The organism is Mycobacterium sp. 050272 (assembly GCF_039023525.1).
GTDB lineage: Bacteria > Actinomycetota > Actinomycetes > Mycobacteriales > Mycobacteriaceae > Mycobacterium.
Genome location: NZ_JBCHKV010000002.1, coordinates 364,490 through 387,588, shown reverse-complemented (window position 1 = coordinate 387,588; position 23,099 = coordinate 364,490). Strand labels below are relative to the sequence as shown.

26 protein-coding genes and 1 tRNA gene are annotated in these 23,099 nt (G+C 67.1%); 15 read left to right on the top strand and 12 right to left on the bottom strand.

Annotated elements, in window-relative coordinates:
• Nucleotides 1-2: 2 nt before the first annotated feature.
• The 3 genes from AAHS21_RS06615 to AAHS21_RS06605 are packed head-to-tail and all read right to left on the bottom strand — an operon-like array spanning nt 3 to nt 4,452.
• Complete coding sequence (locus AAHS21_RS06615) at nt 3-1,592, bottom strand: acyl-CoA carboxylase subunit beta (protein WP_342927106.1); 1,590 nt, start codon at nt 1,590-1,592, stop codon at nt 3-5.
• A 2-nt stretch (nt 1,593-1,594) separates the two neighbouring features.
• Nucleotides 1,595-2,743: an acyl-CoA dehydrogenase family protein gene (locus AAHS21_RS06610; protein WP_342926886.1), complete on the bottom strand. Its 1,149-nt coding sequence runs from the start codon at nt 2,741-2,743 to the stop codon at nt 1,595-1,597.
• On the bottom strand, nt 2,740-4,452 hold the full coding sequence (locus AAHS21_RS06605) for an acyclic terpene utilization AtuA family protein (RefSeq protein WP_342926885.1): 1,713 nt from the start codon (nt 4,450-4,452) through the stop codon (nt 2,740-2,742). The genes AAHS21_RS06610 and AAHS21_RS06605 overlap by 4 nt, the downstream gene beginning before the upstream one ends.
• Nucleotides 4,453-4,700: 248 nt before the next feature.
• Between AAHS21_RS06605 and rpmF the strand changes: the two genes are divergently transcribed.
• From rpmF to AAHS21_RS06580, 5 genes are all read left to right on the top strand, one after another.
• A complete protein-coding gene (gene rpmF, locus AAHS21_RS06600) occupies nt 4,701-4,874 on the top strand; it encodes a 50S ribosomal protein L32 (protein WP_066821168.1) in 174 nt (57 codons plus the stop codon).
• Nucleotides 4,875-4,937: 63 nt separating this feature from the next.
• Nucleotides 4,938-5,621 (top strand): two-component system response regulator MprA, encoded by a 684-nt coding sequence (mprA, locus tag AAHS21_RS06595; protein ID WP_096291346.1) that lies wholly within the window; start codon nt 4,938-4,940, stop codon nt 5,619-5,621.
• A complete protein-coding gene (locus tag AAHS21_RS06590) occupies nt 5,621-7,189 on the top strand; it encodes a HAMP domain-containing sensor histidine kinase (protein WP_342926884.1) in 1,569 nt (522 codons plus the stop codon). Before mprA ends, AAHS21_RS06590 begins: the two co-directional genes overlap by 1 nt.
• 74 nt (nt 7,190-7,263) lie before the next feature.
• Nucleotides 7,264-8,850: a trypsin-like peptidase domain-containing protein gene (locus AAHS21_RS06585; RefSeq protein ID WP_342926883.1), complete on the top strand. Its 1,587-nt coding sequence runs from the start codon at nt 7,264-7,266 to the stop codon at nt 8,848-8,850.
• Nucleotides 8,850-9,398, top strand: coding sequence for a MogA/MoaB family molybdenum cofactor biosynthesis protein (locus AAHS21_RS06580; RefSeq protein WP_342926882.1), 549 nt, complete (start codon nt 8,850-8,852; stop codon nt 9,396-9,398). The genes AAHS21_RS06585 and AAHS21_RS06580 overlap by 1 nt, the downstream gene beginning before the upstream one ends.
• Nucleotides 9,399-9,432: 34 nt before the next feature.
• Here AAHS21_RS06580 and mscL read toward each other — a convergent pair whose 3' ends face one another.
• The 4 genes from mscL to AAHS21_RS06560 form a co-directional block, all read right to left on the bottom strand.
• Nucleotides 9,433-9,894, bottom strand: coding sequence for a large-conductance mechanosensitive channel protein MscL (gene mscL / locus AAHS21_RS06575; protein ID WP_096289905.1), 462 nt, complete (start codon nt 9,892-9,894; stop codon nt 9,433-9,435).
• 65 nt (nt 9,895-9,959) lie between these two features.
• A complete protein-coding gene (locus tag AAHS21_RS06570; RefSeq protein WP_342926881.1) occupies nt 9,960-10,637 on the bottom strand; it encodes an SAF domain-containing protein in 678 nt (225 codons plus the stop codon).
• A 66-nt stretch (nt 10,638-10,703) separates the two neighbouring features.
• Nucleotides 10,704-11,042: an FmdB family zinc ribbon protein gene (locus AAHS21_RS06565; RefSeq protein ID WP_342926880.1), complete on the bottom strand. Its 339-nt coding sequence runs from the start codon at nt 11,040-11,042 to the stop codon at nt 10,704-10,706.
• A gap of 89 nt (nt 11,043-11,131) precedes the next feature.
• Entirely contained in the window at nt 11,132-11,722 is a 591-nt protein-coding gene (locus AAHS21_RS06560) for a 5-formyltetrahydrofolate cyclo-ligase (RefSeq protein WP_342926879.1), read from the bottom strand.
• Between the two features lie 76 nt (nt 11,723-11,798).
• Here AAHS21_RS06560 and AAHS21_RS06555 point away from each other — a divergent pair, with 76 nt between their 5' ends.
• From AAHS21_RS06555 to AAHS21_RS06535, 5 genes are all read left to right on the top strand, one after another.
• Nucleotides 11,799-12,713: a UTP--glucose-1-phosphate uridylyltransferase gene (locus AAHS21_RS06555; RefSeq protein ID WP_342926878.1), complete on the top strand. Its 915-nt coding sequence runs from the start codon at nt 11,799-11,801 to the stop codon at nt 12,711-12,713.
• Between the two features lie 95 nt (nt 12,714-12,808).
• A complete protein-coding gene (gene glp, locus AAHS21_RS06550) occupies nt 12,809-14,101 on the top strand; it encodes a gephyrin-like molybdotransferase Glp (protein ID WP_342926877.1) in 1,293 nt (430 codons plus the stop codon).
• A 21-nt stretch (nt 14,102-14,122) separates the two neighbouring features.
• Nucleotides 14,123-14,776 carry a GNAT family protein gene (locus AAHS21_RS06545; protein ID WP_342926876.1) on the top strand — a complete coding sequence of 218 codons (654 nt, stop codon included), beginning with the start codon at nt 14,123-14,125 and terminating at the stop codon, nt 14,774-14,776.
• Nucleotides 14,777-14,993: 217 nt separating this feature from the next.
• Nucleotides 14,994-16,019 carry a gephyrin-like molybdotransferase receptor GlpR gene (gene glpR / locus AAHS21_RS06540; protein WP_342926875.1) on the top strand — a complete coding sequence of 342 codons (1,026 nt, stop codon included), beginning with the start codon at nt 14,994-14,996 and terminating at the stop codon, nt 16,017-16,019.
• A 49-nt stretch (nt 16,020-16,068) separates the two neighbouring features.
• A tRNA-Ala gene (locus AAHS21_RS06535) sits at nt 16,069-16,144 on the top strand.
• A 20-nt stretch (nt 16,145-16,164) separates the two neighbouring features.
• Here AAHS21_RS06535 and AAHS21_RS06530 read toward each other — a convergent pair.
• A complete protein-coding gene (locus tag AAHS21_RS06530) occupies nt 16,165-16,968 on the bottom strand; it encodes an alpha/beta fold hydrolase (RefSeq protein ID WP_342926874.1) in 804 nt (267 codons plus the stop codon).
• Nucleotides 16,969-17,225: 257 nt separating this feature from the next.
• Here AAHS21_RS06530 and AAHS21_RS06525 point away from each other — a divergent pair, with 257 nt between their 5' ends.
• On the top strand, nt 17,226-18,479 hold the full coding sequence (locus tag AAHS21_RS06525) for a cytochrome P450 (RefSeq protein WP_342926873.1): 1,254 nt from the start codon (nt 17,226-17,228) through the stop codon (nt 18,477-18,479).
• Nucleotides 18,472-19,095 (top strand): TetR/AcrR family transcriptional regulator, encoded by a 624-nt coding sequence (locus AAHS21_RS06520; protein WP_342926872.1) that lies wholly within the window; start codon nt 18,472-18,474, stop codon nt 19,093-19,095. The genes AAHS21_RS06525 and AAHS21_RS06520 overlap by 8 nt, the downstream gene beginning before the upstream one ends.
• 10 nt (nt 19,096-19,105) lie before the next feature.
• On the opposite strand, the gene AAHS21_RS06515 is transcribed toward AAHS21_RS06520, so the two are convergent.
• The gene (locus tag AAHS21_RS06515; RefSeq protein ID WP_342926871.1) at nt 19,106-19,825 is read right to left on the bottom strand and encodes a TetR/AcrR family transcriptional regulator; all 720 of its coding nucleotides are present in this window, start codon (nt 19,823-19,825) and stop codon (nt 19,106-19,108) included.
• A 41-nt stretch (nt 19,826-19,866) separates the two neighbouring features.
• Between AAHS21_RS06515 and AAHS21_RS06510 the strand changes: the two genes are divergently transcribed.
• Nucleotides 19,867-20,601, top strand: a complete 735-nt coding sequence (locus AAHS21_RS06510; RefSeq protein WP_342926870.1) for an SDR family oxidoreductase — start codon at nt 19,867-19,869, stop codon at nt 20,599-20,601.
• Nucleotides 20,602-20,734: 133 nt separating this feature from the next.
• On the top strand, nt 20,735-21,121 hold the full coding sequence (locus tag AAHS21_RS06505; RefSeq protein WP_342926869.1) for a hypothetical protein: 387 nt from the start codon (nt 20,735-20,737) through the stop codon (nt 21,119-21,121).
• A gap of 48 nt (nt 21,122-21,169) precedes the next feature.
• Here AAHS21_RS06505 and AAHS21_RS06500 read toward each other — a convergent pair whose 3' ends face one another.
• Genes AAHS21_RS06500 through AAHS21_RS06490 form a run of 3 tightly spaced genes read right to left on the bottom strand, consistent with a single transcriptional unit; the run spans nt 21,170 to nt 22,389 of the window.
• The gene (locus AAHS21_RS06500) at nt 21,170-21,547 is read right to left on the bottom strand and encodes a DUF4267 domain-containing protein (protein ID WP_342926868.1); all 378 of its coding nucleotides are present in this window, start codon (nt 21,545-21,547) and stop codon (nt 21,170-21,172) included.
• 18 nt (nt 21,548-21,565) lie between these two features.
• The gene (locus AAHS21_RS06495; protein WP_342926867.1) at nt 21,566-21,883 is read right to left on the bottom strand and encodes an NIPSNAP family protein; all 318 of its coding nucleotides are present in this window, start codon (nt 21,881-21,883) and stop codon (nt 21,566-21,568) included.
• Nucleotides 21,884-21,912: 29 nt separating this feature from the next.
• Complete coding sequence (locus AAHS21_RS06490; protein WP_342926866.1) at nt 21,913-22,389, bottom strand: DUF1772 domain-containing protein; 477 nt, start codon at nt 22,387-22,389, stop codon at nt 21,913-21,915.
• Nucleotides 22,390-22,486: 97 nt separating this feature from the next.
• Between AAHS21_RS06490 and AAHS21_RS06485 the strand changes: the two genes are divergently transcribed.
• On the top strand, nt 22,487-23,074 hold the full coding sequence (locus AAHS21_RS06485) for a TetR/AcrR family transcriptional regulator (RefSeq protein ID WP_342926865.1): 588 nt from the start codon (nt 22,487-22,489) through the stop codon (nt 23,072-23,074).
• Nucleotides 23,075-23,099 lie beyond the last annotated feature (25 nt).

Below are 23,099 nucleotides of genomic sequence, written 5' to 3'. Positions count from 1 at the left end.
GCTCACATCCGGAAGACGCCGAAGTTCGACGTCCCCTTGATCGGGCCATTCGCGATGGCGGACAGACACATTCCCAATACCGTGCGGGTATCGCGGGGGTCGATCACCCCGTCGTCGTAGAGCATCCCCGACAAGACCATCGGCAGTGACTCGGCCTCGATCTGTCCCTCGACCGCGGCTCGCATTGCGGCGTCGGCGTCCTCGTCGACCTGTTGGCCGCGGGCTTCGGCGGCCGCTCGGGCCACGATCGACAGCACGCCGGCCAGCTGGACACCGCCCATCACCGCGGATTTGGCGCTGGGCCAGGCGAACAGGAATCGAGGCTCGTACGCCCGCCCGCACATGCCGTAGTGGCCCGCGCCGTAGGAGGCACCGATCAACAGCGAGATGTGCGGGACGGTCGAGTTGGACACGGCGTTGATCATCATCGACCCGTGCTTGATCATGCCGCCCTCTTCATAGTCTTTGCCGACCATGTATCCGGTGGTGTTGTGCAAGAACAACAGTGGCGTGTCGTAACGGTTGGCCAGCTGAATGAATTGGGTGGCCTTCTGTGATTCCTCGCTGAACAGCACACCGCGATGGTTGGCCAGAATCCCGATCGGGTAGCCGCACAGCGTCGCCCAGCCGGTCACCAGCGACGAGCCGTACATCGGCTTGAACTCGTCGAATTCGGAGCCGTCGACGACGCGCGCGATCACGTCGCGCGGGTCGAACGGGATGCGCAGGTCCGATGACACGATGCCGATCAGCTCCTCGGCGTCGAACAGCGGCTCGGTTACGGGCCGCGGCACCGGCCCGAGCTTGCGCCAGTTCAGCCGGGTCACCACCCGGCGACCGATGCGGATCGCGTCGAGCTCGTCGACGGCGAAGTAGTCGGCCAGACCCGAAGTGCGGGCGTGCATTTCGGCGCCACCGAGGGACTCGTCGTCGGATTCTTCGCCAGTGGCCATCTTCACCAGCGGGGGACCGGCCAGGAACACCTTCGAGCGTTCCTTGATCATCACCACGTGATCGGACATGCCGGGGATGTAGGCACCGCCGGCAGTGGAGTTGCCGAAGACAAGCGCGATAGTCGGAATGCCCGCCGCCGAGAGCCGGGTCAGATCGCGGAACATCTGCCCGCCGGGGACGAAGATCTCTTTCTGGGTGGGCAGGTCCGCGCCGCCGGATTCCACCAGCGAGATCACCGGCAGCCGGTTCTGCAGCGCAATCTGGTTGGCCCGCAAGATCTTCTTCAGGGTCCAGGGGTTGCTGGTGCCGCCCTTGACGGTCGGGTCGTTGGCAACGATCAGGCACTCCACGCCCTCGACGGCGCCGATGCCCACCACCACGCTCGCCCCCAGGGTGAAGGAACTGCCGTAGGCGGCCAGCGGGCTCAGCTCGAGGAACGGCGAATCCGGGTCCAGCAGTAGTTCGATGCGCTCGCGGGCGGTGAACTTGCCGCGGGCATGGTGGCGCGCGGTGTACTTTTCTCCGCCCCCGGCCAGCGCCTTGCCGTGTTCGGCGTCGATCTCGGCCAGCTTGGCGAGCATGGTTTCGGCCGCGTCGGCGTACGTGGACGCCTTTGGGTCGAGGGTGGACTGCAGCACGGTCATGATTGGAATCCCAGCAGTTTGGCGGACAGTGCGGTCAGGATTTCGGTGGTACCGCCGCCAATGCCCAGGATTCGCATGTCCCGATATTGGCGTTCGACTTCGGATTCGGCCATGTAGCCCATGCCGCCGAACAGCTGAACGGCTTGGTTGGCCACCCATTCGCCGGCCTCGACGGCGGTGTTCTTGGCGAAGCACACCTGCGGGATCAGGTTGGTCTCGCCGGCCAGCTGGCGCTGCACCACATCGCGCGAATAGACGCGGGCGACGTCGATGCGCCGGGCCATCTCGGCCAGGGTGTTCTGCACCGACTGGCGCGAAATCAGTGGGCGACCGAACGTCTCACGGTCGCGACACCAAGCCACGGTGATGTCCAGGCACCGCTGTGCACTCGAATACGCTTGCGCGGCAAGGCCGATCCGCTCGGAGACGAACGCCTGCGCGATCTGGGCGAATCCGCTGTTCTCGGCGCCGACCAGGTTGGCGACCGGAACCCGGGCATCGACGTAGGACAGCTCGGCGGTGTCCGACGACCGCCACCCCATCTTGTCCAGCTTGCGGCTCACCTCGAAGCCCGGTGTGCCCTTCTCGACAGCCAGCAGCGAAACCCCGGCTGCGCCAGGCCCTCCGGTGCGCACCGCGGTCACGACGTAGTCGGCGCGTACCCCGGAGGTGATGTAAGTCTTGGCGCCGTTGACCACGTAGTGGTCGCCGTCACGCACCGCACTGGTGCGCAAATGCCCGACGTCCGAGCCACCGCCGGGCTCGGTGATGGCCAGCGATCCGATCTTCTCGCCGGCGAGCGTCGGCCGGACGAACTCCTCGATCAGCCGCTGATCGCCCGAGGCGATCATGTGGGGAACCGCGATGCCACAGGTGAACAGCGACGCGAAGACACCGCCCGGGCCGCCGGCCTGGTGGAACTCTTCGCAGATGACCACCGCGTCGGCACCGTCGCCGCCACCGCCGCCGGCCGCTTCGGGTAACCCGGCGCCGAGCAGCCCGGCCGCCCCGGCCCGCCGGTGCAATTCGCGCGGCAGGTCGCCGGTGCGTTCCCACTCGTCGACGTGCGGCAAGATCTCGCGTTCGGTGAAGGCGCGCACCGTCTTTCGTAGCTGTTCGCGCTCCGGGGTATTCCAGATATTCACAAAAGCCTTTCCGGGATGTCGACGTGGCGGCTGCGCAGCCATTCACCCAGCCCCTTGGCCTGGGGATCGAACCGCGCCTGATAGGCGACGCCCTGACCGAGGATGCCCTCGATCACGAAGTTCACCGCACGCAGGTTGGGCAGCACGTGACGGGTGACGTCGCAGTCGGCCGCCTCCGGTAGCAGCTCCTTGAGCAGTTCTACGGTCAATGTGTTTGCTAGCCAACGCCATTGGTCCTCGGTGCGCACCCAGACTCCGACGTTGGCCGAGCCGCCCTTGTCGCCGCTGCGGGCGCCGGCGACCCGGCCCAAGGGTGCGCGGCGGGTCGGCCCGGCCGGCAGAGGTTGTGGCAACACCGGGGAAGTGGCGGGTGATAGCTCCAAAGTATCTGTAGCACAAGGGATATCGATGCGCGTGCCGTCGGAGTGCACCGCGATGTGCGGCACGACGGCGGCGTCGACGTAGCCCGCGTTGAAGACGCCGTAGACCTGACCCTCGCCCGGCGGGGCGGTGACGTGGAAGCCCGGGTAGCTGGCAAGCGCCAGTTCGACTGCTGCCGAGGAGAATTGGCGTCCCACATTGGCGGGGTCGGGGTCGCGGACCACGCAGTGCAGCAGCGCACTGGCGGCTTCCTCGGTGTCGGCATCGCGGTGATCGGTGCGCGCCAGCGTCCACTGAAGCTCCGCGGGTTTGACGGTGAGGCCGGCCTCGAGTTGGCGGCGCACCAACTCGGCCTTGGCTTCGATGTCGAGCCCGGTCAACACGAAGGTCATCGCGTTGCGGAATCCGCCGATGCTGTTCAGCGACACCTTCAGCGTCGGTGGCGGCGGCTCACCGACCACGCCGCTGATGCGCACCCGGTCCGGGCCGTCGGAGGACAGCTCGACGGTGTCCATCCGCGCGGTGACGTCCGGGTTGGCGTAGCGGGCGCCGGTGATCTCGTAGAGCAGCTGCGCGGTGACGGTGTCGACGCTGACCAGTCCGCCGGTGCCGGGGTGCTTGGTGATCACCGAGGATCCGTCGGCGCTGACCTCGGCCAGCGGGAAGCCTGCGTAGGACAGGTCGGGCACCTCGGTGAAGAACGCGTAGTTGCCGCCGGTGGCCTGCACGCCGCATTCGATGACGTGTCCGGCGACCACCGCGCCGGCGAGTTCGTTGTAGTCGGTGCGGCCCCAGCCGAAGTGGGCGGCCGCAGCCCCGACGATCACCGAGGCGTCGGTGACCCGGCCGGTGACGACGACGTCGGCTCCGTCGTTCAGGCAGTCGACGATGCCCCACGCACCCAGGTAAGCGTTTGCCGTCAGCGGCGTGCCCAGCCCGAGTTCGGGTGCGCGCGGCGCCACGTCGTCACCCTCGACGTGGGCCACTCGGGCGGTGATGCCCAGCCGCTGCGCCAGGGCGCGGATCGCATCGGCCAGCCCGGCGGGGTTAAGGCCGCCGGCGTTGGCGACGATGCGCACCCCGCGGTCTTGAGCCTCGCCCAGGCAATCCTCGAGCTGAGTCAGGAAGGTCTTGGCGTAGCCGCGCTCGGGGTGCTTCATCTTGTCGCGGCCCAGGATCAGCATCGTGAGCTCGGCCAGGTAATCGCCGGTCAGGTAGTCGACGTCCCCGCCGGTCAGCATCTCGCGCATGGCCGCCAGCCGGTCGCCGTAGAACCCGGAGCAGTTCGCGATCCGGACCGCCCGGGATGAGCCAGAACCAGAGGCCATTGGCGTCCTCCATTCGGGAATTACCGGTGCTCAACCAACCAACCACCCGGTAGGTTAGCGGGTACCGCCGGTGTCACGTCAAGGATGCCCGTCCCGGCGCTCCCGTCATAGTCCCGCGGGCCGCACCGCCCGTTTTGGCCACCAGCAGGTCACCGACTATTCTTTAAGGCAATCGTCGCCGTCGGCCGCAGAGGTCATGCCGCGCGACGCACCGACCCGAAACCCCAGACCGAGGAGAAGGCCCGACCATGGCCGTACCCAAGCGCAGGATGTCGCGCTCGAACACCCGCAGCCGCCGCTCGCAGTGGAAGGCGGAAAAGACCGAGCTCGTCGGTGTGACCGTGGCCGGCCAGAAGCACAAGGTGCCGCGTCGACTGCTCAAGGCGGCACGCCTGGGCCTGATCGATCTCGACCGACGCTAATCTCGGCAAATACCCGGCGCGCCTCTCAGGCCGCTCTCAGGCCCTAGGGCGAAACTAGTGGCCGTGCGCATTCTTGTCGTCGATGACGATCGCGCGGTCCGCGAATCGCTGCGCAGATCGCTGTCCTTCAACGGCTACTCCGTCGAGTTGGCCCATGACGGGGTGGAGGCGCTGGAGCTCATCTCCAGCGACCGCCCCGACGCCGTCGTGCTCGATGTGATGATGCCGCGGCTGGACGGTCTCGAGGTCTGTCGGCAACTGCGCAGCACCGGCGACGACCTGCCGATCCTGGTGCTCACCGCCCGCGACTCGGTGTCCGAGCGGGTTGCCGGCCTGGACGCCGGCGCCGACGACTACCTGCCCAAGCCGTTCGCCCTCGAGGAGCTGCTGGCCCGGATGCGGGCGCTGCTGCGCCGCACCAAGCCCGAGGACGCCGAGTCGGTCGCGATGACGTTCTCCGATCTGGCTCTGGACCCGGTGACCCGGGAAGTCACCCGAGGGCACCGCCGGATCAGCCTGACCCGCACCGAGTTCGCCCTGCTGGAGATGCTGATCGCCAACCCGCGCCGGGTGCTCACCCGAAGCCGCATTCTCGAGGAGGTATGGGGATTCGACTTTCCCACTTCTGGCAATGCGCTGGAGGTCTACGTCGGATACCTGCGCCGCAAAACCGAAGCCGAGGGTGAGCCGCGCCTGATCCACACGGTTCGTGGCGTCGGCTATGTCCTGCGGGAGACCCCGCCCTGATGATCCGGTTCCAACGACGTCGGCGCGCGCCCCTGCGAGCCCCCAGTTCGTTGTCGTTGCGGTGGCGGGTCATGTTGCTGGCGATGTCGATGGTGGCGATGGTTGTCGTGCTGATGGCGTTCGCCGTCTACGCGGTGATCGCGGCGGCGCTCTACAGCGACATCGACAACCAGCTGGACAGCCGCGCGCAGCTGCTGATCGCCAGCGGGTCGCTGGCCGCCGACCCGGCCAAAGCCATCGAGGGCACGGCGTACTCGGACGTCAACGCGATGCTGGTGAACCCCGGCCACTCGATTTACACCGCCCAGCAGCCGGGCCAGACCTTGCCGGTCGCCGAGCCGGAGAAGGCGGTCATCCGCGGTGACTTGTTCATGTCCCGCCGTACCGCTTCCGACCAGCGCATCCTGGCGATCCACCTGCCCAACGGCAGTTCGCTGCTGATCTCCAAGAGCCTGCGGCCCACCGAGGCGGTGATGACCAAACTGCGCTGGGTGCTGCTGATCGTCGGCGGCATCGGGGTCGCGGTCGCCGCGGTGGCCGGCGGCATGGTCACTCGGGCGGGGCTGCGGCCAGTCGCCCGGCTGACCGAGGCGGCCGAGCGGGTGGCGCGCACCGACGACCTGCGTCCCATCCCGGTGTTCGGCAGCGACGAATTGGCAAGGCTCACTGAGGCATTCAACTTGATGCTGCGGGCGCTGGCGGAGTCGCGGGAGCGGCAGGCGCGGCTGGTCACCGACGCCGGACACGAATTACGCACCCCGCTGACATCACTGCGGACCAACGTCGAACTGCTGATGGCGTCCATGGAACCGGGGGCGCCGCGGCTGCCCGAGCAGGAGATGGTGGACCTGCGTTCGGATGTGCTGGCGCAGATCGAGGAATTGTCCACTCTGGTGGGCGATTTGGTAGACCTCACCCGCGACGACGCAGGCCAGGTAGTACACGAACCGGTCGACATGTCCGAGGTCATCGACCGCAGCCTGGAGCGAGTTAGGCGGCGCCGCAACGACATTCACTTCGATGTGGACGTAATCCCGTGGCAGGTCTACGGCGACAACGCCGGGTTGTCGCGGGCGGCCCTGAACCTGATGGACAACGCCGCCAAATGGAGTCCGCCGGGCGGCCGCGTCGGTGTCCGGATGCGCCAACTCGACCCGTCGCATGCCGAGTTGGTCGTCTCCGATGTGGGCCCGGGTATCCCGCCACACGAACGGCGCCTGGTGTTCGAGCGGTTCTACCGATCGACGACGGCGCGGGCCCTGCCGGGATCGGGGCTGGGGTTGGCCATCGTCAAACAGGTGGTGCTCAACCACGGCGGCCTGTTGCGCGTCGAAGACACAGTTCCGGGCGGTCATCCTCCAGGAACATCGATCTACGTGCTGCTTCCCGGTCGGCCACTGCCGGTGTCGACGTATCCGACGGCCGGGACCGAGAGCGGGGCCTCGGTCGGTGGAGCCACCGGCGAAGCCAACACCGATCCCGCCGTTCGCACAGATGACGACGCAGCGAACTCTCGGGAATCGGCGAACGTTATCTCAGTGGACTCTCAGTCCGCACGCGCAAGGTAGAGGCAGTTAGTGTTGACAATCGAGCCAAGTCGAGCTCGACAGCACCCCAATTAGAGGAAGAGCGACTTAGCGCCATGACGAATGACCCGAGGTATTCGCCACCGCCTCAGCAGCCGGGCTACCCCAGCGCGCCTAACCAGCCCTTTGAACCGGGTGGAGCTCCCGCGTATGCCCAAGGGCATCAGCAACCGTACAACCAGCCTTACGACTGGCGGTACCAGCAAGGCCAGCAATCACAACCGTCGCAGACCTCGCAGTACCGTCGGCCGTACGAGCCGTTCGGAGACACCGGGGCCGGTGTGATACCCGGCGGCACCGGGCCGGGCCGGATCCCCGGCGGTACCGGCGCGGGCCCGATTCCTGGAAGCACCGGCGCCGGACCCATTCCCGGCCACACCGGAGTAGGGCCGATTCCCGGAGCCACCGGCACGGGTCCGATCCCCGGCATGCTGCCGCCGATGGGGCCGCAGCGACCGCAGAAGCGAGGCCGCGCCGGCCTGCTGGTAGCCGGAGCCCTGGCGATCTCGGTGGTGTCGGCGGGCATCGGCGGCGCCGCGGCCACGGTGGTCGAACTGGGGACGCACTCCACCACCGCCAGCGGTAGCAGCGGTCCGTCGGGCGCCACACCCGGCGTTCCGGCGGCAAACATGCCGCCCGGCACCGTCGAACAGGTTGCCGCGAAGGTGGTGCCCAGCGTCGTGATGCTGGAGACCGATCTCGGTCGGGCATCCGAAGAGGGGTCCGGCGTCATCCTGTCGTCCGACGGGCTGATTCTGACCAACAACCACGTCATCGCCGCGGCCGCCGCCCCGCCGAAGGGTCCCGGTGGACCTGGTACCCCGACGCCCGGAAGCCCGCCGCCCGGAAGCCCGCCGCCCGGCGGGCCGGGTGGTCCCGCGCCGAAAACGACGGTGACCTTCTCGGACGGCCGCACCGCGCCGTTCACGGTGGTGGGTGCCGATCCCACCAGCGATATCGCCGTCATCCGTGTGCAGGGTGTCTCCGGCCTGACCCCGATCGCGATGGGTTCCTCGTCCGATGTGCGGGTCGGCCAGCCCGTGATGGCGATCGGTTCCCCGCTGGGCTTGTCGGGCACGGTGACCACCGGGATCATCAGCGCCCTGAACCGGCCGGTGTCCACGACCGGCGAGTCGGGCAATCAGAACACCGTGCTGGACGCCATTCAGACCGATGCCGCGATTAACCCGGGTAACTCCGGTGGTGCGCTGGTCAACCTGCAGGGGCAGCTGGTCGGCATCAACTCCGCGATCGCCACCCTGGGTTCGGATTCGCCGGACGCCCAGAGCGGTTCGATCGGCCTCGGTTTCGCGATTCCGGTCGACCAGGCCAAGCGCATCGCCGACGAGTTGATCAGCACCGGCAAGGCGTCGCATGCGTCGCTGGGCGTGCAGGTGACCAGTGACAAGAGCACGCCCGGCGCCAAGGTCGTCGACGTCGTGACCGGCGGCGCGGCCTCGAACGCGGGCGTGCCCAAGAACGTGGTCGTTACCAAGGTCGACGACCGTCCGATCAGCAGCGCCGACGCGCTGGTCGCCGCGGTGCGGTCCAAGGCGCCAGGCGACAAGGTATCGCTGACCTTCCAAGATCCCGGCGGCGGCAGCCGGACCGTGCAGGTCACCCTCGGCAAGGCGGATCAGTGATGAGAGTCGACGAGCCCATGTCCGAGCTCGGATATACGGTTGCACCCATGGATACGGGTGCGGAATTGGTAGTCGGCCGGGCTCTGGTCGTGGTGGTCGACGATCGCACCGCCCACGGGGACGAAGAAGACCACAGCGGGCCGCTGGTCACCGAGCTGCTGACCGAGGCGGGATTCGTGGTCGACGGTGTGGTGGCGGTCGCGGCCGACGAGGTCGAGATCCGCAACGCGCTGAACACCGCGGTGATCGGTGGGGTGGATCTGGTGGTGTCGGTCGGCGGCACCGGAGTGACCCCGCGCGATGTCACACCGGAGGCCACCGTCGAGATCTTGGACCGGGAAATCCTGGGCATCGCCGAGGCCGTCCGGGCCTCCGGGCTGTCGGCGGGAATCATCGACGCCGGGTTGTCACGTGGTCTGGCCGGCGTGTCCGGAAGCACCCTGGTGGTCAACCTTGCCGGTTCCCGGTACGCGGTGCGCGATGGCATGGCGACGCTGAATCCGCTCGCCGCACAGATCATCGGGCAGTTATCGAGCCTCGAGATCTAAAGTCGCGCGGGCGTCTCGTTCAGGCCGCGGGGACCTACAGCGATTCGGCGTCCGCGCGCGGCCCGTATTCGGGCGGCGGCGTGGTGCCCGCCCCGCCGTGCCGGCCCGACGAAGCCCCTCCGTTTGTCTGCGCGAGCAGGTCGCGGATCTCGGTCAGCAAGACCACCTGGGCGTCGTCGGCCTGCTCGACCTCGCCGCGTTTGCGGAACGTGTTGTAGGGCAGCACGACCAGGAAGTACACCACCGCGGCGACCAGGACGAAGTTGATCGCGGCGGACACCAGCACGTTGAGGTCAATCGTCTGGCCGCCACCGATGCTGATCTTCAGGATGCCGACATCGGATTGCTGGTTGACGCCGATCCGGTTGATCAACGGCTGAATGATGCTGTCGGTGAACTTGGTGACCAGGCCGGTGAATGCCGTACCGATGACCACCGCGACGGACAGGTCGACGATATTGCCCCGCGCGAGAAACTCCTTGAACCCCTTGAGCATTCGACGTCCTTTCTGGGCTGGACACAGTTTGCTGCGGGCGCTCTGGCGAGCGGGGTGTCAGGCACTCAGTGCAGGGTGAGGGTCACTGCCTGCCCTAGCACCGAGCCTGCCACCGTGTTCGCCACGCGGGCCGGCAGCGCAACTAAGACTACGCGGTCATTATCGGCGGCCTGGACTTTCTGCTTCGGCGACACGAGCACCACGACGGCATCGGTGGCCACCACCACGCTGGTCGCCTGGGTGCCCGGCCGCGAATCGGTGGGCGCGGCCAGCACGTCGACCACGTCGCCGGCACGCACCAGGTCGATCAGCGCGCTGTCGGCCAAATGCAGCGGCACGATGCGCGCGCCCGGCCCGGCCTTCGATCCGATCGCGGCCTCGGCCAGCCGGCTGCCCAGCAGCCGGACGTCGGTGAGCACCTCACCCCGACGCGCCGGACCGGCCAGCATCGAACCCACGACGGCGCTCACGTCTGCTTGTGAACCATCAGGAAGTGTTGTCGCCAAACGCTTTTCAACTCGAACATCGTCGGAGCTCAACGCCGTGCCGGGAGTCAGGTCACGCGCGGCCACCACCGCGTCGACGCGATCGCCGTCCGGATTCGAGCGCACCGCCGCGATACCGGCCAACGCGACGAGCCCGCCCGCCGCCACCCGGCGGGCCAGCACGGTCCGGGTCCAGTCCGGGCGCAGCGACTGCGATATCCGCTGCAGGAGCGCCGGATTCAGCGATGGTTCGGCCACGCCGCGACAGTAGGCCCAGCGGGCAACGCAATGCGCCCGAAAGGCATCGGTGCTGTGGATAACCCGCTAGCTGGCCGCGGCCGACGTCGTCGACTTCTCGCTGGACGAGGACTTGTCGCCGGAGCTGGATTTCTCGCTGGACGAGGACTTGTCGCTTGAGCTGGAGGTCTCGGAAGATCCGTTGGTCGACGAGCCGTTGCTCGAGGTCGACGACGACTTTTTGCCCGACTCGCGGCTGTCGGTGCGGTAGAAGCCGCTGCCCTTGAACACGACGCCGACGGAGTTGAACAACTTGCGCAGTCGGCCCGAGCACTTCTCACACGTGGTCAGGGCGTCGTCGGTGAAGGCCTGTACGACGTCGAAGCGGTCATCGCATTCGGTGCACGCGTAGCTGTAGGTCGGCACTCCAAAACCTCCGTTAGATAAGCTTGTTAGCACTCTACAGTGCTTGAGTGCTAAAACAGCCATGAAATCCGTCTCATTCCCGGGCGTTGTCACCCCGTGTGCAGCGCCACCACGCCGTGCCCGGGGGTGATTACGTGCGTCATCGGCACATCGTGCGGTTCGGCCGGCAATTCCTCGACGAACTCCTCGTCGCGCACCATCGCGATCAGCCGTGCCTGCGGGTTTCTGGCATCCAGCGAGCGGTCGTAGAAGCCGCGGCCCCGGCCCAGCCGCACGCCCCGGCGGTCCACGGCCAGTGCCGGAACCACCACCATCTCCGCCTCGGCCAGCACAGACGCCGGCAGCCACGGCTCGGGCGGCTCGAGCAGGCCCCAGCGGCCAGCGACGAGCTCACCCGGCCGGTACTCGGCCCAGCGCAGCCGCATCGGGGTGCCGTCACCGCGGGTGCGCGCAACGGGCAACAACACCCGCCGCGCGTGGCGCAGCAACATGTCCAGCATCGCGACCGAACCCGGCTCGGTACCCACCGGGACGTAGGCGCAGACGGTGCTGCCGCTGCTCACCGTGAGGGCGAGCTGTTCGTTGAGCATCCGCGCCTGCGCGGCGCGCACGTCGTCGGCAACCTGACTTCGGGCCGCCAGCACGTGCTCGCGCAACGCGGCCTTGGTCGAAGTCGTCATGCATCAACGATGACAGCCCGGGTATTCGGCCTGCCATGCAACGGCGGCAACCCCTCTGAGCGCTATGGTGTGAACGATGTCACGGCCAGATGAAGTCCCGATCCCGTACACGGCGATCGTCCCCGCAGCCGGTCTGGGCACCCGTTTCCTGCCGGCCACCAAGACGGTGCCCAAAGAGTTGCTGCCCGTCGTCGATACGCCCGGTATCGAGCTGGTCGCCGAGGAGGCGGCCGCCGCCGGCGCCGAGCGGTTGGTGATCATCACCTCCGAGGGCAAGGACGGCGTGGTCGCGCACTTCGTCGAGGACCTGGTGCTGGAGGGCACGCTCGAAGCGCGCGGCAAGAAGGCGATGCTGGCCAAGGTGCGCCGCGCGCCGGCGCTGATCAAGGTCGAGTCGGTGGTGCAGGCCGAACCGCTCGGGCTGGGACACGCGATCGGTTGCGTGGAGCCGAGGCTGACGCCCGACGAGGACGCCGTGATGGTGCTGCTGCCCGACGACCTGGTGCTGCCGACCGGCGTGCTGGAGACGATGGCCAAGGTGCGCGCCGAGTACGGCGGCACGGTGTTGTGCGCCATCGAGGTCACGCCCGAGGAAATCAGTGCCTACGGTGTTTTCGACGTCGAGGCCATCCCCGGTGCGGGCAATTCCGACGTGCTCAAAGTCAACGGCATGGTGGAAAAGCCCAAGGCGTCCGAGGCTCCGTCGTTGTACGCCGCAGCCGGCCGTTATGTGCTCGACCGCGCCATTTTCGACGCGTTGCGCCGCATCGACCACGGTGCCGGCGGCGAGTTACAGCTCACCGATGCGATCGCGTTGCTGATCAAAGAGGGCCACCCGGTGCATGTCGTCGTGCATCGCGGATCTCGACACGACTTGGGAAATCCCGGCGGCTACCTCAAGGCTGCGGTTGACTTTGCATTGGATCGTGACGACTACGGCCCGGAATTGCGGCGGTGGTTGGTGGCGCGATTGGGCCTGAACGAGCAGTAGCCGGCCGCCATGCCGGGCCCGGTGAACAGACCGGGCGATCGGGCGAAGGCCCGATACGGCGCGCCCGTCAGGGTGACGGCAGAGAGGCGCGGCGAGTGCGTTCGGTTGAGGAGCAGCAAGCCCGGATAACGGCGGCCGCGGTAGCCCCGCGCCCGATACGGGTCGCCATCGCGGAGGCGCAGGGATTGTTGTGCGCCGAGGAAGTGGTGACCGAGCGGCCGCTGCCCGGCTTCGACCAGGCCGCGATCGACGGTTACGCGGTGCGCAGCGTCGACGTGCTGGGGATCGGTGAGGTGGGTGGCGACCTTTCGCTCGACGAAACCGGCGAGCCGATGGCCGACGAGGACAACCCCGGCGGGTTGGTCCTGCCGGTGATGGGGACCATCGAGGCCGGGGCGCGAACGCCGAGCCGGCTGCAGCCGCGCCAAGCCGCCCGGGTGCAGACCGGGGCGCCGCTGCCCACGCTGGCCGACGCTGTGCTGCCGCTGCGGTGGACCGACGGCGGCACGTCGAAGGTGCGGATTCTGCGCGGGGCGCCGTCGGGTGCCTATGTGCGGCGCGCCGGCGACGACGTCCAGCCCGGCGATGTGGCGGTGCGGGCCGGGACGATCATCGGCCCGGCTCAGGTGGGCTTGCTTGCCGCGGTCGGCCGCGAGCGGGTCCTGGTGCACCCGCGCCCGCGGGTGTCGGTGATGGCGGTGGGTGGGGAGCTGGTCGACATCTCGCGGACGCCGAGCAACGGGCAGGTCTACGACGTCAACTCCTACGCGCTGGCTGCCGCGGCCCGGGATGCCGGCGCGGAGGTCAACCGGGTCGGCATTGTGCCCAACAACCCGCAGGAGCTCGGCGAAATCGTCCAGGGTCAGATCAATCGCGCCGAGGTTGTGGTGATCGCCGGCGGAGTCGGGGGCGCGGCCGCCGAAGCGGTGCGGGTGGTGTTGTCCGAACTCGGTGACATGGAGGTCGTCCGGGTCGCCATGCACCCGGGATCGGTGCAGGGCTTCGGGCAGCTCGGGCGCGACGGCGTGCCGGTCTTTCTGCTGCCGGCCAACCCGGTCAGTGCGCTGGTGGTCTTCGAGGTGATGGTGCGGCCACTGATCCGGCTGTCGCTGGGCAAGCGCCAGCCGATGCGGCGCGTCGTGCAGGCCCGCACGCTGTCGCCGATCACGTCGGTGGCCGGGCGCAAGGGTTACCTGCGCGGCCAGCTGATGCGCGACCAGGACAGCGGCGAGTATCTGGTACAGGCCCTGGGCGGCGCCCCGGGGGCGTCTTCGCATTTGCTCGCGACGCTGGCTGAGGCAAACTGTCTAGTTGTGGTTCCCAGTGGTGCCGAACAGATTCGCACCGGCGAGATCGTCGACGTCGCGTTCCTGGCCCAGCGCGGCTGACTCATACGACTGCGCACGCCGGTGAACCTTTTGCGCTCTAGCGCCCGTCACCCCGGTTGGCCGTCGTCGGTGGGGCCGCTGCGGGTCGCGGCCGGTGTGGTCCGGTTGCGCGCGGTGCGGATGCGCGACGGCGCGCAGTGGAGTCGCCACCGGTTGGCCGACCGGGCACATCTCGAGCCGTGGGAGCCCACCTCCGACGGCGATTGGGGGCTGCGGCACACCGTCGCGGCCTGGCCCGCGTTGTGTTCCGGCCTGCGTGCCGAGGCCCGCAACGGCCGAATGCTGCCGTACGTGATCGAGCTCGACGGGCAATTCTGCGGACAGCTGACCATCGGCAACGTGACCCACGGCGCGCTGCGCTCGGCGTGGATCGGCTACTGGGTGCCGAGCTCGGCGACCGGTGCAGGTGTGGCCACCGGCGCGCTGGCGCTGGGGCTGGATCATTGCTTCGGGCCGGTGATGCTGCACCGGGTGGAGGCCACCGTGCGCCCGGAGAATCTCGCGAGCCGCGCCGTGTTGGCCAAGGTCGGCTTTCGCGAGGAGGGCCTGCTGCGCCGCTATCTCGAGGTCGACCGGGCGTGGCGCGACCATCTGCTGATGGCGATTACGGCCGAGGAGGTCTACGGATCGGTGGCATCGACGCTGGTCCGTGCCGGATACGCGCGCTGGGCGTAAGTTCGCGGCCCTCGGCCTCGCCTTCGGGGCAGTTTCGCTGCTCGACGACCCGCCGCCGTAGACAAATCGCAATATTTCTGTGGCTCACGTGACATATGTGGCGTGTGATGCTTGATTGAGGCAAATTACAGGTGTGTAATTGCGCTGGTCACAGGTCCCGGCCGCGCAGGTCAACGATCGGCCTCGCGGGGATCCGGACCAGAAGGAGCAGGTCATAATGCCAAGCATCCCGCAGTCGTTGTTGTGGATCTCACTCGTGGTGCTCTGGCTGTTCGTGCTGGTACCGATGCTGATCAGCAAGCGAGACGCCGTGCGACGCACCAGTGACGTGGCGCTGGCGACCCGGGTGCTCAACGGCACCGGGTCCCGGCTGCTGCGGCGCAGCGGTCCGGCCTCGGGCCACCGCAGCGACCCGCACTGGCAGCCGGAAGACTCGGCCGAGGACGAGTTCGACGATGCGGAGCACCGCGACGACCTCACCGGGACCGATGATGAACACGACGCCGAGACCGAGGAACTGCGCCCCGCCCGTCCGGTGGTGATGCGGGTGGCGGCCGCCGAGCCGGCCGAGCCCGACTACCTGGACGTCGACGTCATCGAAGACTCCGACGCGCTGCCGGTCGGTGCCAGCGCCGCGGCCACCGAACCCCAGCTCGCGGCCGTCGACGAGGACGAGCAGGCCGGGGCCGACGAGGAACACCACGACGACGAGTACGAATACGTCGAGGACTCGTCCGGTTTGGAGCCCGAGGCAGACGACGACGAACCGGCTGTGCGCGAGCGCGTGATGCCGTCGAGTGCCCAGCGTCGCCGTCGCTTCGACACCAAGACCGCGGCCGCCGTCACCGCCCGCAAGTACGCCTTCCGTAAGAAGGTGCTGATGGTGATGGCCGTGATCCTGGTCGGCTCGGCGACGGCCGCGTTCGAGATCAGCCCGACCGCCTGGTGGGTCTGCGGTGTGGCCACCGCGATCACGATCCTCTACCTGGGCTATCTGCGCAGGCAGACCAGGATCGAGGAGAAGATCCGTCGCCGCCGCACGCAGCGGATGGCCCGCGCGCGCATGGGCGTGGAGAACACGCGCGACCGCGACTACGACGTGGTCCCGTCGCGGCTGCGCCGACCCGGCGCGGTGGTCCTGGAGATCGACGACGAGGACCCGATCTTCGAGCACCTGGATTACGCGATGCCGCAGCAGCACTTCGGCTGGCCCCGCGACCTGCCCCGCGCCGTCGGCCAGTAGTGCCGTCCGTGCTGGCGCCCGTGCGGAACTGGTAGCCTCTAGCGGTCAAGGGGCTATAGCGCAGTTGGTAGCGCGTCTCGTTCGCATCGAGAAGGTCAGGGGTTCGATTCCCCTTAGCTCCACCACGTTTGAACAGTGCGTGGCACTAGTCGGGCGACGTTGTACCGCGCATCGGTTGAAGCTGATTATTTGCAAGCCACTCGTCGATGTAGCGCATGGTTATGGGCAGGCAGCTTCCGGAGAAGACCATGTGGTCAGAGTTTGGTATGAGAACGACGTCGGCGTGCTGGTATTGCGCCGCGGTCTGTTGCAGAACTCGCTCGGGCACGATCAGGTCGTACTCACCGCCAAGGACTAGTACGGGCGTGTCCACCGCGGCAGCATCGACAAGGGTCGTCTTGGATAGCTTGAGTGTCGCGAGGAGCATCTCCCATTGAGCGCGGCCCGAGTCGCAGACTAGGCCGTCGAATATCTCACGGGCGGTGTCCTCGGATTGGGTGTTCGCTATCCACGCCCGGAAGCGCTCGTACGTCGGGGGAGGCACGGGCTTGGCCCAGGCGCGAGGCCTAAGGAACCAGGGCATCGACATTCGCCTGTTCGCAGGTGTCGAACCTGCAATGCCTGCCGCGGGAGCGGGGCACGCCGCTACTAGCCCGATGTGTGGTGTGCGTGCGGCGACCAGTTGCGCAATCAGGCCGCCCATCGAGTGGCCGACCAACAACGGTGGCGTTTCGAGCGAACCGACGAAGGCCAACAGGTCGTCGACATAGTCCCGCAGCCGCAGCGACGCGATCTTGCGGGCGCCCTCACGGATCGGCAGTTCGTGATGGCGCAGTGTCGGGGCGTGAGCGATGAAGCCGCGTTCGTCGAAGGCGGTACGCAGACCAGCCAGCTGTTCTCCGCGGGACCAGTTGCCGTGAATCAGAACAACGTGCCGGGCTTCGGACATGCCCAAAGGATGACACCTGCTGACAATGCGTTGTCAGCAATTTCTGTGATTGCCGCTCAGCGGGCTTTCGTCGGTTAGGTGTGGAAGTGATCGGCAGGCGACAGTGCGGACGTTTCTCAAAGATCCGTATGACCATACCAAGCATTGCGTGTATTCAACTGCATATAAGCCCGTGGATCATTGACGGACGGTTAAGATGGTCATACGCTTTTGCTGAAGATGTCGGCCAAGGCGGCTGACGGAGAGACGAGATGTCGATGAACCTGAACAGCGCCGCTCCCAACGTCTTCCAAGCCGGGCTGCCGACGCTCACGTACAGCCTCGACGCGACCCCGCACGACATCCTCGACGACGTCCGGCTGGCGCAATCGCGCGCGCCCATCGCCATCGGGCCCCTGGGCCCGGAGATCCTGACGTACGAAATGGCCCGTGAAATGCTGCGCGACAACAGATTCCGGCTACCGCCCGGTATCACTCTGGCCGCACAGGGCATCACCTCGGGTCCGTTGTTCGACAAGCTGGCGAACAGCCTGCTCGGCTTGGACGGCGCCTCACACGTGCGGTTGCGCAAACTGGTTTCCAAGGCGTTTACGCCCCGCGCGACATCGCGTCTGCAGGACACCATCCATGAGGTGGTAAACGGGCTGATCGACCGGGTAGTGGATGCCGGGCGGTGTGACGTGGTGACCGACATCGCGCGTCCCTATCCCACCCCGATCATGTGCGCGCTGCTCGGTGCGCCCCGCGGGGACTGGCAGTTGTTTTCGGACTGGACCGAAGAGATCTTCAAAGCCCTCAACTTTCAGCCGGACGCCAACTTCGATGAAGCCGAGATCATGGGAGCGTGGGGCGAACTGGACGACTACGTCGATGACATGGTCGCCGCCCGCCGAAACAATCTGACCGATGACCTGCTGTCGGAGCTCATCCGCGCCGAAAGCGACGGCGACCGGCTGAATCTCGACGAGCTCCGCATGCTGGTCGCCGGTTTCTTGATGGCGGGAACGGACACGACGCGAAACCAGCTGGCGGCGTCGGTGCAGGTGCTCTGTGAGCATCCGGACCAGTGGGCGAAGCTGCGCGACCACCCGGAACTTGCGATGCAGGCGGTCGAGGAGAGCATGCGGCACTCCCCGGCGGCCTGCATCGTGCCGCGAGCCGCCATTGACGATGTCGAGTTCGGTGGTTACATGTTCCCCGCGGGAACGTTCGTACTCGTGAATACCCTTGCGGCCAACCGTGATCCAGCGATTTACACAGATGCTGGCCGCTTCGACATCGCGCGCAAGGACGTTCCCGCCATTCTGACGTTCGGAGGTGGCGCACACTATTGCCTCGGGGCGAACCTCGCCCGCCGGGAATTGGCGGAAGCACTCACCGTCCTCACCCGCCGGCTTCTCACCACCCATCGCATCGGCCCGGCACCGTGGAGATCCGTGCTGGGAATGACCGGCCCGACAACACTTCCGATTGAATTCACCAGTGAACGGCTTGTGACGTCGGATGCGTAGTCGCGGCTGGGCAGGTGCGACGCCCGCATCGGACGAGGAAGCAATTTCGCGGATCCTGAGCGCGGTCGACGAGGAAATCGCCGAGCATGGAGCGGCGATACGACTTGCCGACATTGCCCGTAGGCTCGGAGTCACCCGCCAGACGGTGTACCGCTACTTTCCCAACGCCGACGCGATGCTGATCGCCAGCGCAATGCGCGCCGTCAACGGATTCATCGACCAAGTCGCAGACCACGGCAGCGGCTTCCAAGACCCGGTCACCGCGGTAGTCGAATGCGTTTCCTTCGGTGTCGAAAACCTCTCCGGCGATCCGCAGCTGGAGAAGCTACTGACCCGGCGAGACGACGGCGACGCGGTCACTTCGCTGACCTCCGACACGGCAATCGCATTCTGCCTATCCGTGTTTCACCGGCTCGACGTCGATTGGAAGCTGCACGGCTTCGACCCTCCCGCCCTGCGTGAGCTTGCCGAAATGACCTTGCGTACGGTGCAATCCCTGCTCACCGATCCTGGACAGGCGACGCGCCAGGGACTCCCGCTGCGCCGCTTCGTTACTCGATGGTTGGGCCCGGCAATCCTGTATCCGAGACTCTCATCGCTGTCGATCCACGAATAAGACGCAACGCTCAACAGGGGTGCGGGGTAGACCCTTCGGAATCGACGCCCAACTCCGTCCCGGTTGGCGGCGCCGCGCTTGCCGCTGTCGTGGGGATGGCGTTGTCGATGAGGACGTCGGCGATGGCTGCGGCGGTGGCAAAGGCTTCGGCATTGAGGACTCGGCTGCGCGCGGAGGCGCCGTCCAGGAGCAGCGCCAGTTGTTCGCCAAGCTGTTCGGGGTCGCTCGCGCCGGCCGCACGCGCGGTTTCGATGAGCCGCGCGGCAAAAGCCTTTTTGTAGTCGCAGGCGTGTGCGCGGGCGGGGTGGCCGGGGTCCTGGATTTCGACGGCCGCGGCGATGAACGGGCACAGGGGTCCGTGCATGTCGAAGGCCGCGCGCAGCCGTTGGCGGGGCGTCAGATCGGTGCGGTCGAATAGCTCCGGCAGGACGTCCGGATCGAATCGGCGTAGGTATTCGGCGATCAGCTCGTCCTTGCCGGTGAAGTGCTGGTAAAACGTGCGCTTGGACACCTGCGCCGTCGCGCAGAGCTGATCCAGGCCGGTGCCGTTGATGCCCTGCTCTCCGAACAGCTGTCGTGACGCGCCGAGGATGCGCTCTCGTGCGCCCCTGCCACGGCGCAGACCTCGCGGCCCCTTCTCCAGCTCCACCACCTCCCCAGCGTAACCCGGTTGGGTACGGATCGGTGTGCATAGCTTGCGGTCCGCGCCATCCTCCGATACGTTAAGCACTCTGATCGGTGTACATAATATGCGGAACGAACGGAGTGATCGTGGGAAAACTTGACGGCAAAGTCGCGGTGATCACTGGGGCGACAAGCGGATTGGCCTTGGCCGGCGCGAAGTTGTTCGTTGACGAAGGAGCTCATGTCTTCATCACGGGCCGCCGCAAGGACGCGCTGGACGAAGCCGTCCAGCAGATCGGCCGGAACGTGACGGGCGTGCAGGCCGATGCGGCCGACCTCGACGACCTGGACCGTTTGTTCGGCACGGTCAGAGACGAGAAGGGCTCCATCGACGTGTTGTGGGCAAGTGCCGGGACGGGGGAGCAGGGCAGGCTCGGCGAGATCACCGAGGAGCACTTCCACGCCGCCTTCTGGCTGAATGCGCGCGGCACCCTGTTCACGGTGCAAAAGGCGCTGCCGCTGTTCAACGACGGCGGCTCGATCTTCATGACCGGGTCGAACGCCTCGCTCAAGGGCTACCCCGAGTGGAGCGTGTATGCCGCCAGCAAGGCCGTGCTGCCCGCCTACGCCCGGGTGTGGCTGTCGGAGTTGAAGGACAGAAGGATCCGGGTGAACGTGCTGACGCCCGGTCAGGTGGCCACCCCAAAGCAAGAAGAGTTGTTCGACGAGGAGACCAAGGCGCAGTTCGAGTCCCTGATCCCGCGGGGACAGATGGGCAGCCCGGGGGAGATCGCGTCGGCCGCGTTGTTCCTCGCCTCCGACGACTCGAGCTACGTCAACGGGATGGAGTTGGTGGTCGACGGCGGTACCTCGGCGATCTGACCGCGGGACCCCGTCCTGGTGGAAGTCACGTCACCGGGACGGTCGGGTGCGCCGAGTCGGCCCACGCCTGTCAGTGCACACGTCCAGGTGCCGAAATGCGAACTGCAGCCGGGAAATTGTGCACAATCGAATCGTGTCGGTCGCGCAGACTCCAGGCCACCCGAAGCCGAAATACCATCCCGCGACGCTCGTGCTCGTCGTCCTACATGCCGCGCTGGTAGGCCTCACGCTGATGCTGAGTGTCTTTCTTCTGGTCTCTAGCCTGGACGATCCGCACGGCGAATGCACGATGCACGGTATTCGCTGTGATCGAGGCTCGCATATTCGAGAGGCTCTCTTGGTTGGTGCGGTCGGAACCGCCGGCCTGATCATCCTCGAGGTTCTCATGCTTCTGGTATTCCGCAAGAGGCGCACCATATTTCGCATATCTTTTGTCGTCCCAATCGTGTGCTGCATAGGTCAGTTCATCATCTTGGGCACGATTGCCTTGTCCGACAACTCGATTCCGTCCAGCAGATGAGTGTCAAGTTTCAGCAGCGGGGTGATCGCGCGGCGCAGCGGGTCGTGCTCAGGACACCAACAGCAGGGCGGTCGCGACGAGCATGACCGCCGCGGTGCCGCCGTGCACACCGTAGGCGACTGACTTGGCTCCGCCGTTGCGCAGCACGATGGTGGCGTCGACGATCGGGATCACGGTGGCGGCCAGCATGATCCAGCCGACGAGGTGTGTGGCGTGCGCGAGCATCGCGATGATCACGAAGAGTCCGGTGGTGATGTCGCGGATGCCCTTGACGCCGAGGTAAGCGCGTACCGCGGGTTGGTCAGGATCGGCGGGCACGCCGTAGCCGGCGGCGGCGACGCGCGGCGCGATCAGGAACCGGGCGCCGACGAAGATGATGGCTGCGGCGAGGATGCCGGCGAGGACGTAGCCGATGGTGGTGGTCATGTCGAGTGCTCCGTTCGATTAGTGGATCGGGGAAGAAGGTGTCGGGTCGAGCAGTGCGGTCTGGACGTCGAGGATGTCGGCGACATCGAAGCCGGCCATGTCGGCGGCGAACTCCGGGCTGGCCATGACGCGCCGGGTGAGCTCCTCGGAGTCCGCACCGGGCGGGTAGCTGATCACGGCGACCAGCCGATTCGTGTCGCCGCCGTGTTCGGTCCACACCCCGTGGGTGGTGACGCCGAACGCGGCGAAGGTCACCACGTGACGGGCCCAGTGCACGTCGGCGTATTGCCGAAGGGCCTGCGCTGATCGCAGGGTGTAGAGCCTGAGCTCAAACATGTGCGGTGTGCTCCTTGTGTCTGGCGGGGTCAGATCGTCAGCGCGACACACAACGCGGCCACGGCCAGGCCCTGCAGTGCCGCGCGGGCATTGATGACGGCATCCCATCGGGCTTGCAGGGCACGCCCATCCGGCAACGTTTCGCCGCGCTCGGCGGCGGCGGTGAGCTGCCGGTTGATGGGCGCGCTGATTCGCAGGTAAAGCAGCAGCCAGAGCAGCAGCGCGGCCAGCGCAACGATCGAGGCGATCGCTTGGGGCCAGTGCGCGCAGGCTGCCGCGGTCGCCGCGCCGATCGCCGCGGCGACGATGCCGAGCACGCCGGGCACCGGCATGCGCCGGTCGCCGTAGCGGTGCACGTGGCCCATCACCGTGACCAGCGTGTCGTCGTCGATCCGGCCCAGCGCGGGACGCATCACCATCGCACAGAACACGTCGGTGCCGTACACCACGCCGGTACCCAATACCGCCACCACTGGGGCGGCGCGGATGAGCAGGTCCAATACCATTTTCGGTCCCTTTCTCCTGAAGTGCTAGCAACGCTAACCCTCCATCCGAACCTCGTCGATAGCATTGCTATTCCAAGTAGCGGTGCTACCATCAAGCATGGCCATCAAAGAGCGTCGCGATCGTGAGCAAGCGGCCCGACGACGGCTCATCGTCAGCACCGCGCGCATTCTGGCCGAGGCCGAAGGCTGGGATGCGGTCACCACCCGCCGGCTCGCCAATGAGATCGAGTACAGCCAGCCCGTGCTGTACAAGCACTTCGCGAGCATGGAACAGATAGCCGACGCCGTCGCCCTCGATGGTTACGCGGAGCTCGCCGCGGCGATTCAGGGTGCCGATGCGGATGCCGCGGCCGAGGTGGCCCTGGCCCGGATCGCACAGGCCTACCTGGACTTCGCCCGCGACAACCCGGCCGTCTACGCCGCGATGTTCACCCGCGCAACCGCGCTCCGATTCGCCGCAGCCGACACACCCCCGCAGCTGGCGGAGGCGTTCGCGGCGTTGCGTCAGGCGGTCGGTCGAGTCGCCGACGGCGATGACGCCGATACCCTGACCGAGGTGTTCTGGGCGGCGCTGCACGGACTGGTGACACTTGCCGCCACGGGGCGCCTGCGTGCCAACCACATCAGCGAACGCGTGCACCTGTTGGTCGAGCGGTTTGCCGGCAGCGAGCGACCGTCGCGGTAACGGCGGCGGTTGCGACGCGGCTAGG

Coding starts and splice junctions, on each gene's coding strand:
- AAHS21_RS06605 (WP_342926885.1), bottom strand. CDS start 4,452: ATGGCCTCTGGTTCTGGCTCATCCCGGGCGGTCCGGATCGCGAACTGC.
- rpmF (WP_066821168.1), top strand. CDS start 4,701: ATGGCCGTACCCAAGCGCAGGATGTCGCGCTCGAACACCCGCAGCCGC.
- AAHS21_RS06590 (WP_342926884.1), top strand. CDS start 5,621: ATGATCCGGTTCCAACGACGTCGGCGCGCGCCCCTGCGAGCCCCCAGT.
- AAHS21_RS06585 (WP_342926883.1), top strand. CDS start 7,264: ATGACGAATGACCCGAGGTATTCGCCACCGCCTCAGCAGCCGGGCTAC.
- AAHS21_RS06580 (WP_342926882.1), top strand. CDS start 8,850: ATGAGAGTCGACGAGCCCATGTCCGAGCTCGGATATACGGTTGCACCC.
- mscL (WP_096289905.1), bottom strand. CDS start 9,894: ATGCTCAAGGGGTTCAAGGAGTTTCTCGCGCGGGGCAATATCGTCGAC.
- AAHS21_RS06560 (WP_342926879.1), bottom strand. CDS start 11,722: ATGACGACTTCGACCAAGGCCGCGTTGCGCGAGCACGTGCTGGCGGCC.
- AAHS21_RS06555 (WP_342926878.1), top strand. CDS start 11,799: ATGTCACGGCCAGATGAAGTCCCGATCCCGTACACGGCGATCGTCCCC.
- glpR (WP_342926875.1), top strand. CDS start 14,994: ATGCCAAGCATCCCGCAGTCGTTGTTGTGGATCTCACTCGTGGTGCTC.
- AAHS21_RS06530 (WP_342926874.1), bottom strand. CDS start 16,968: ATGTCCGAAGCCCGGCACGTTGTTCTGATTCACGGCAACTGGTCCCGC.
- AAHS21_RS06525 (WP_342926873.1), top strand. CDS start 17,226: ATGAACCTGAACAGCGCCGCTCCCAACGTCTTCCAAGCCGGGCTGCCG.
- AAHS21_RS06520 (WP_342926872.1), top strand. CDS start 18,472: ATGCGTAGTCGCGGCTGGGCAGGTGCGACGCCCGCATCGGACGAGGAA.
- AAHS21_RS06500 (WP_342926868.1), bottom strand. CDS start 21,547: ATGACCACCACCATCGGCTACGTCCTCGCCGGCATCCTCGCCGCAGCC.
- AAHS21_RS06495 (WP_342926867.1), bottom strand. CDS start 21,883: ATGTTTGAGCTCAGGCTCTACACCCTGCGATCAGCGCAGGCCCTTCGG.
- AAHS21_RS06490 (WP_342926866.1), bottom strand. CDS start 22,389: ATGGTATTGGACCTGCTCATCCGCGCCGCCCCAGTGGTGGCGGTATTG.
- AAHS21_RS06485 (WP_342926865.1), top strand. CDS start 22,487: ATGGCCATCAAAGAGCGTCGCGATCGTGAGCAAGCGGCCCGACGACGG.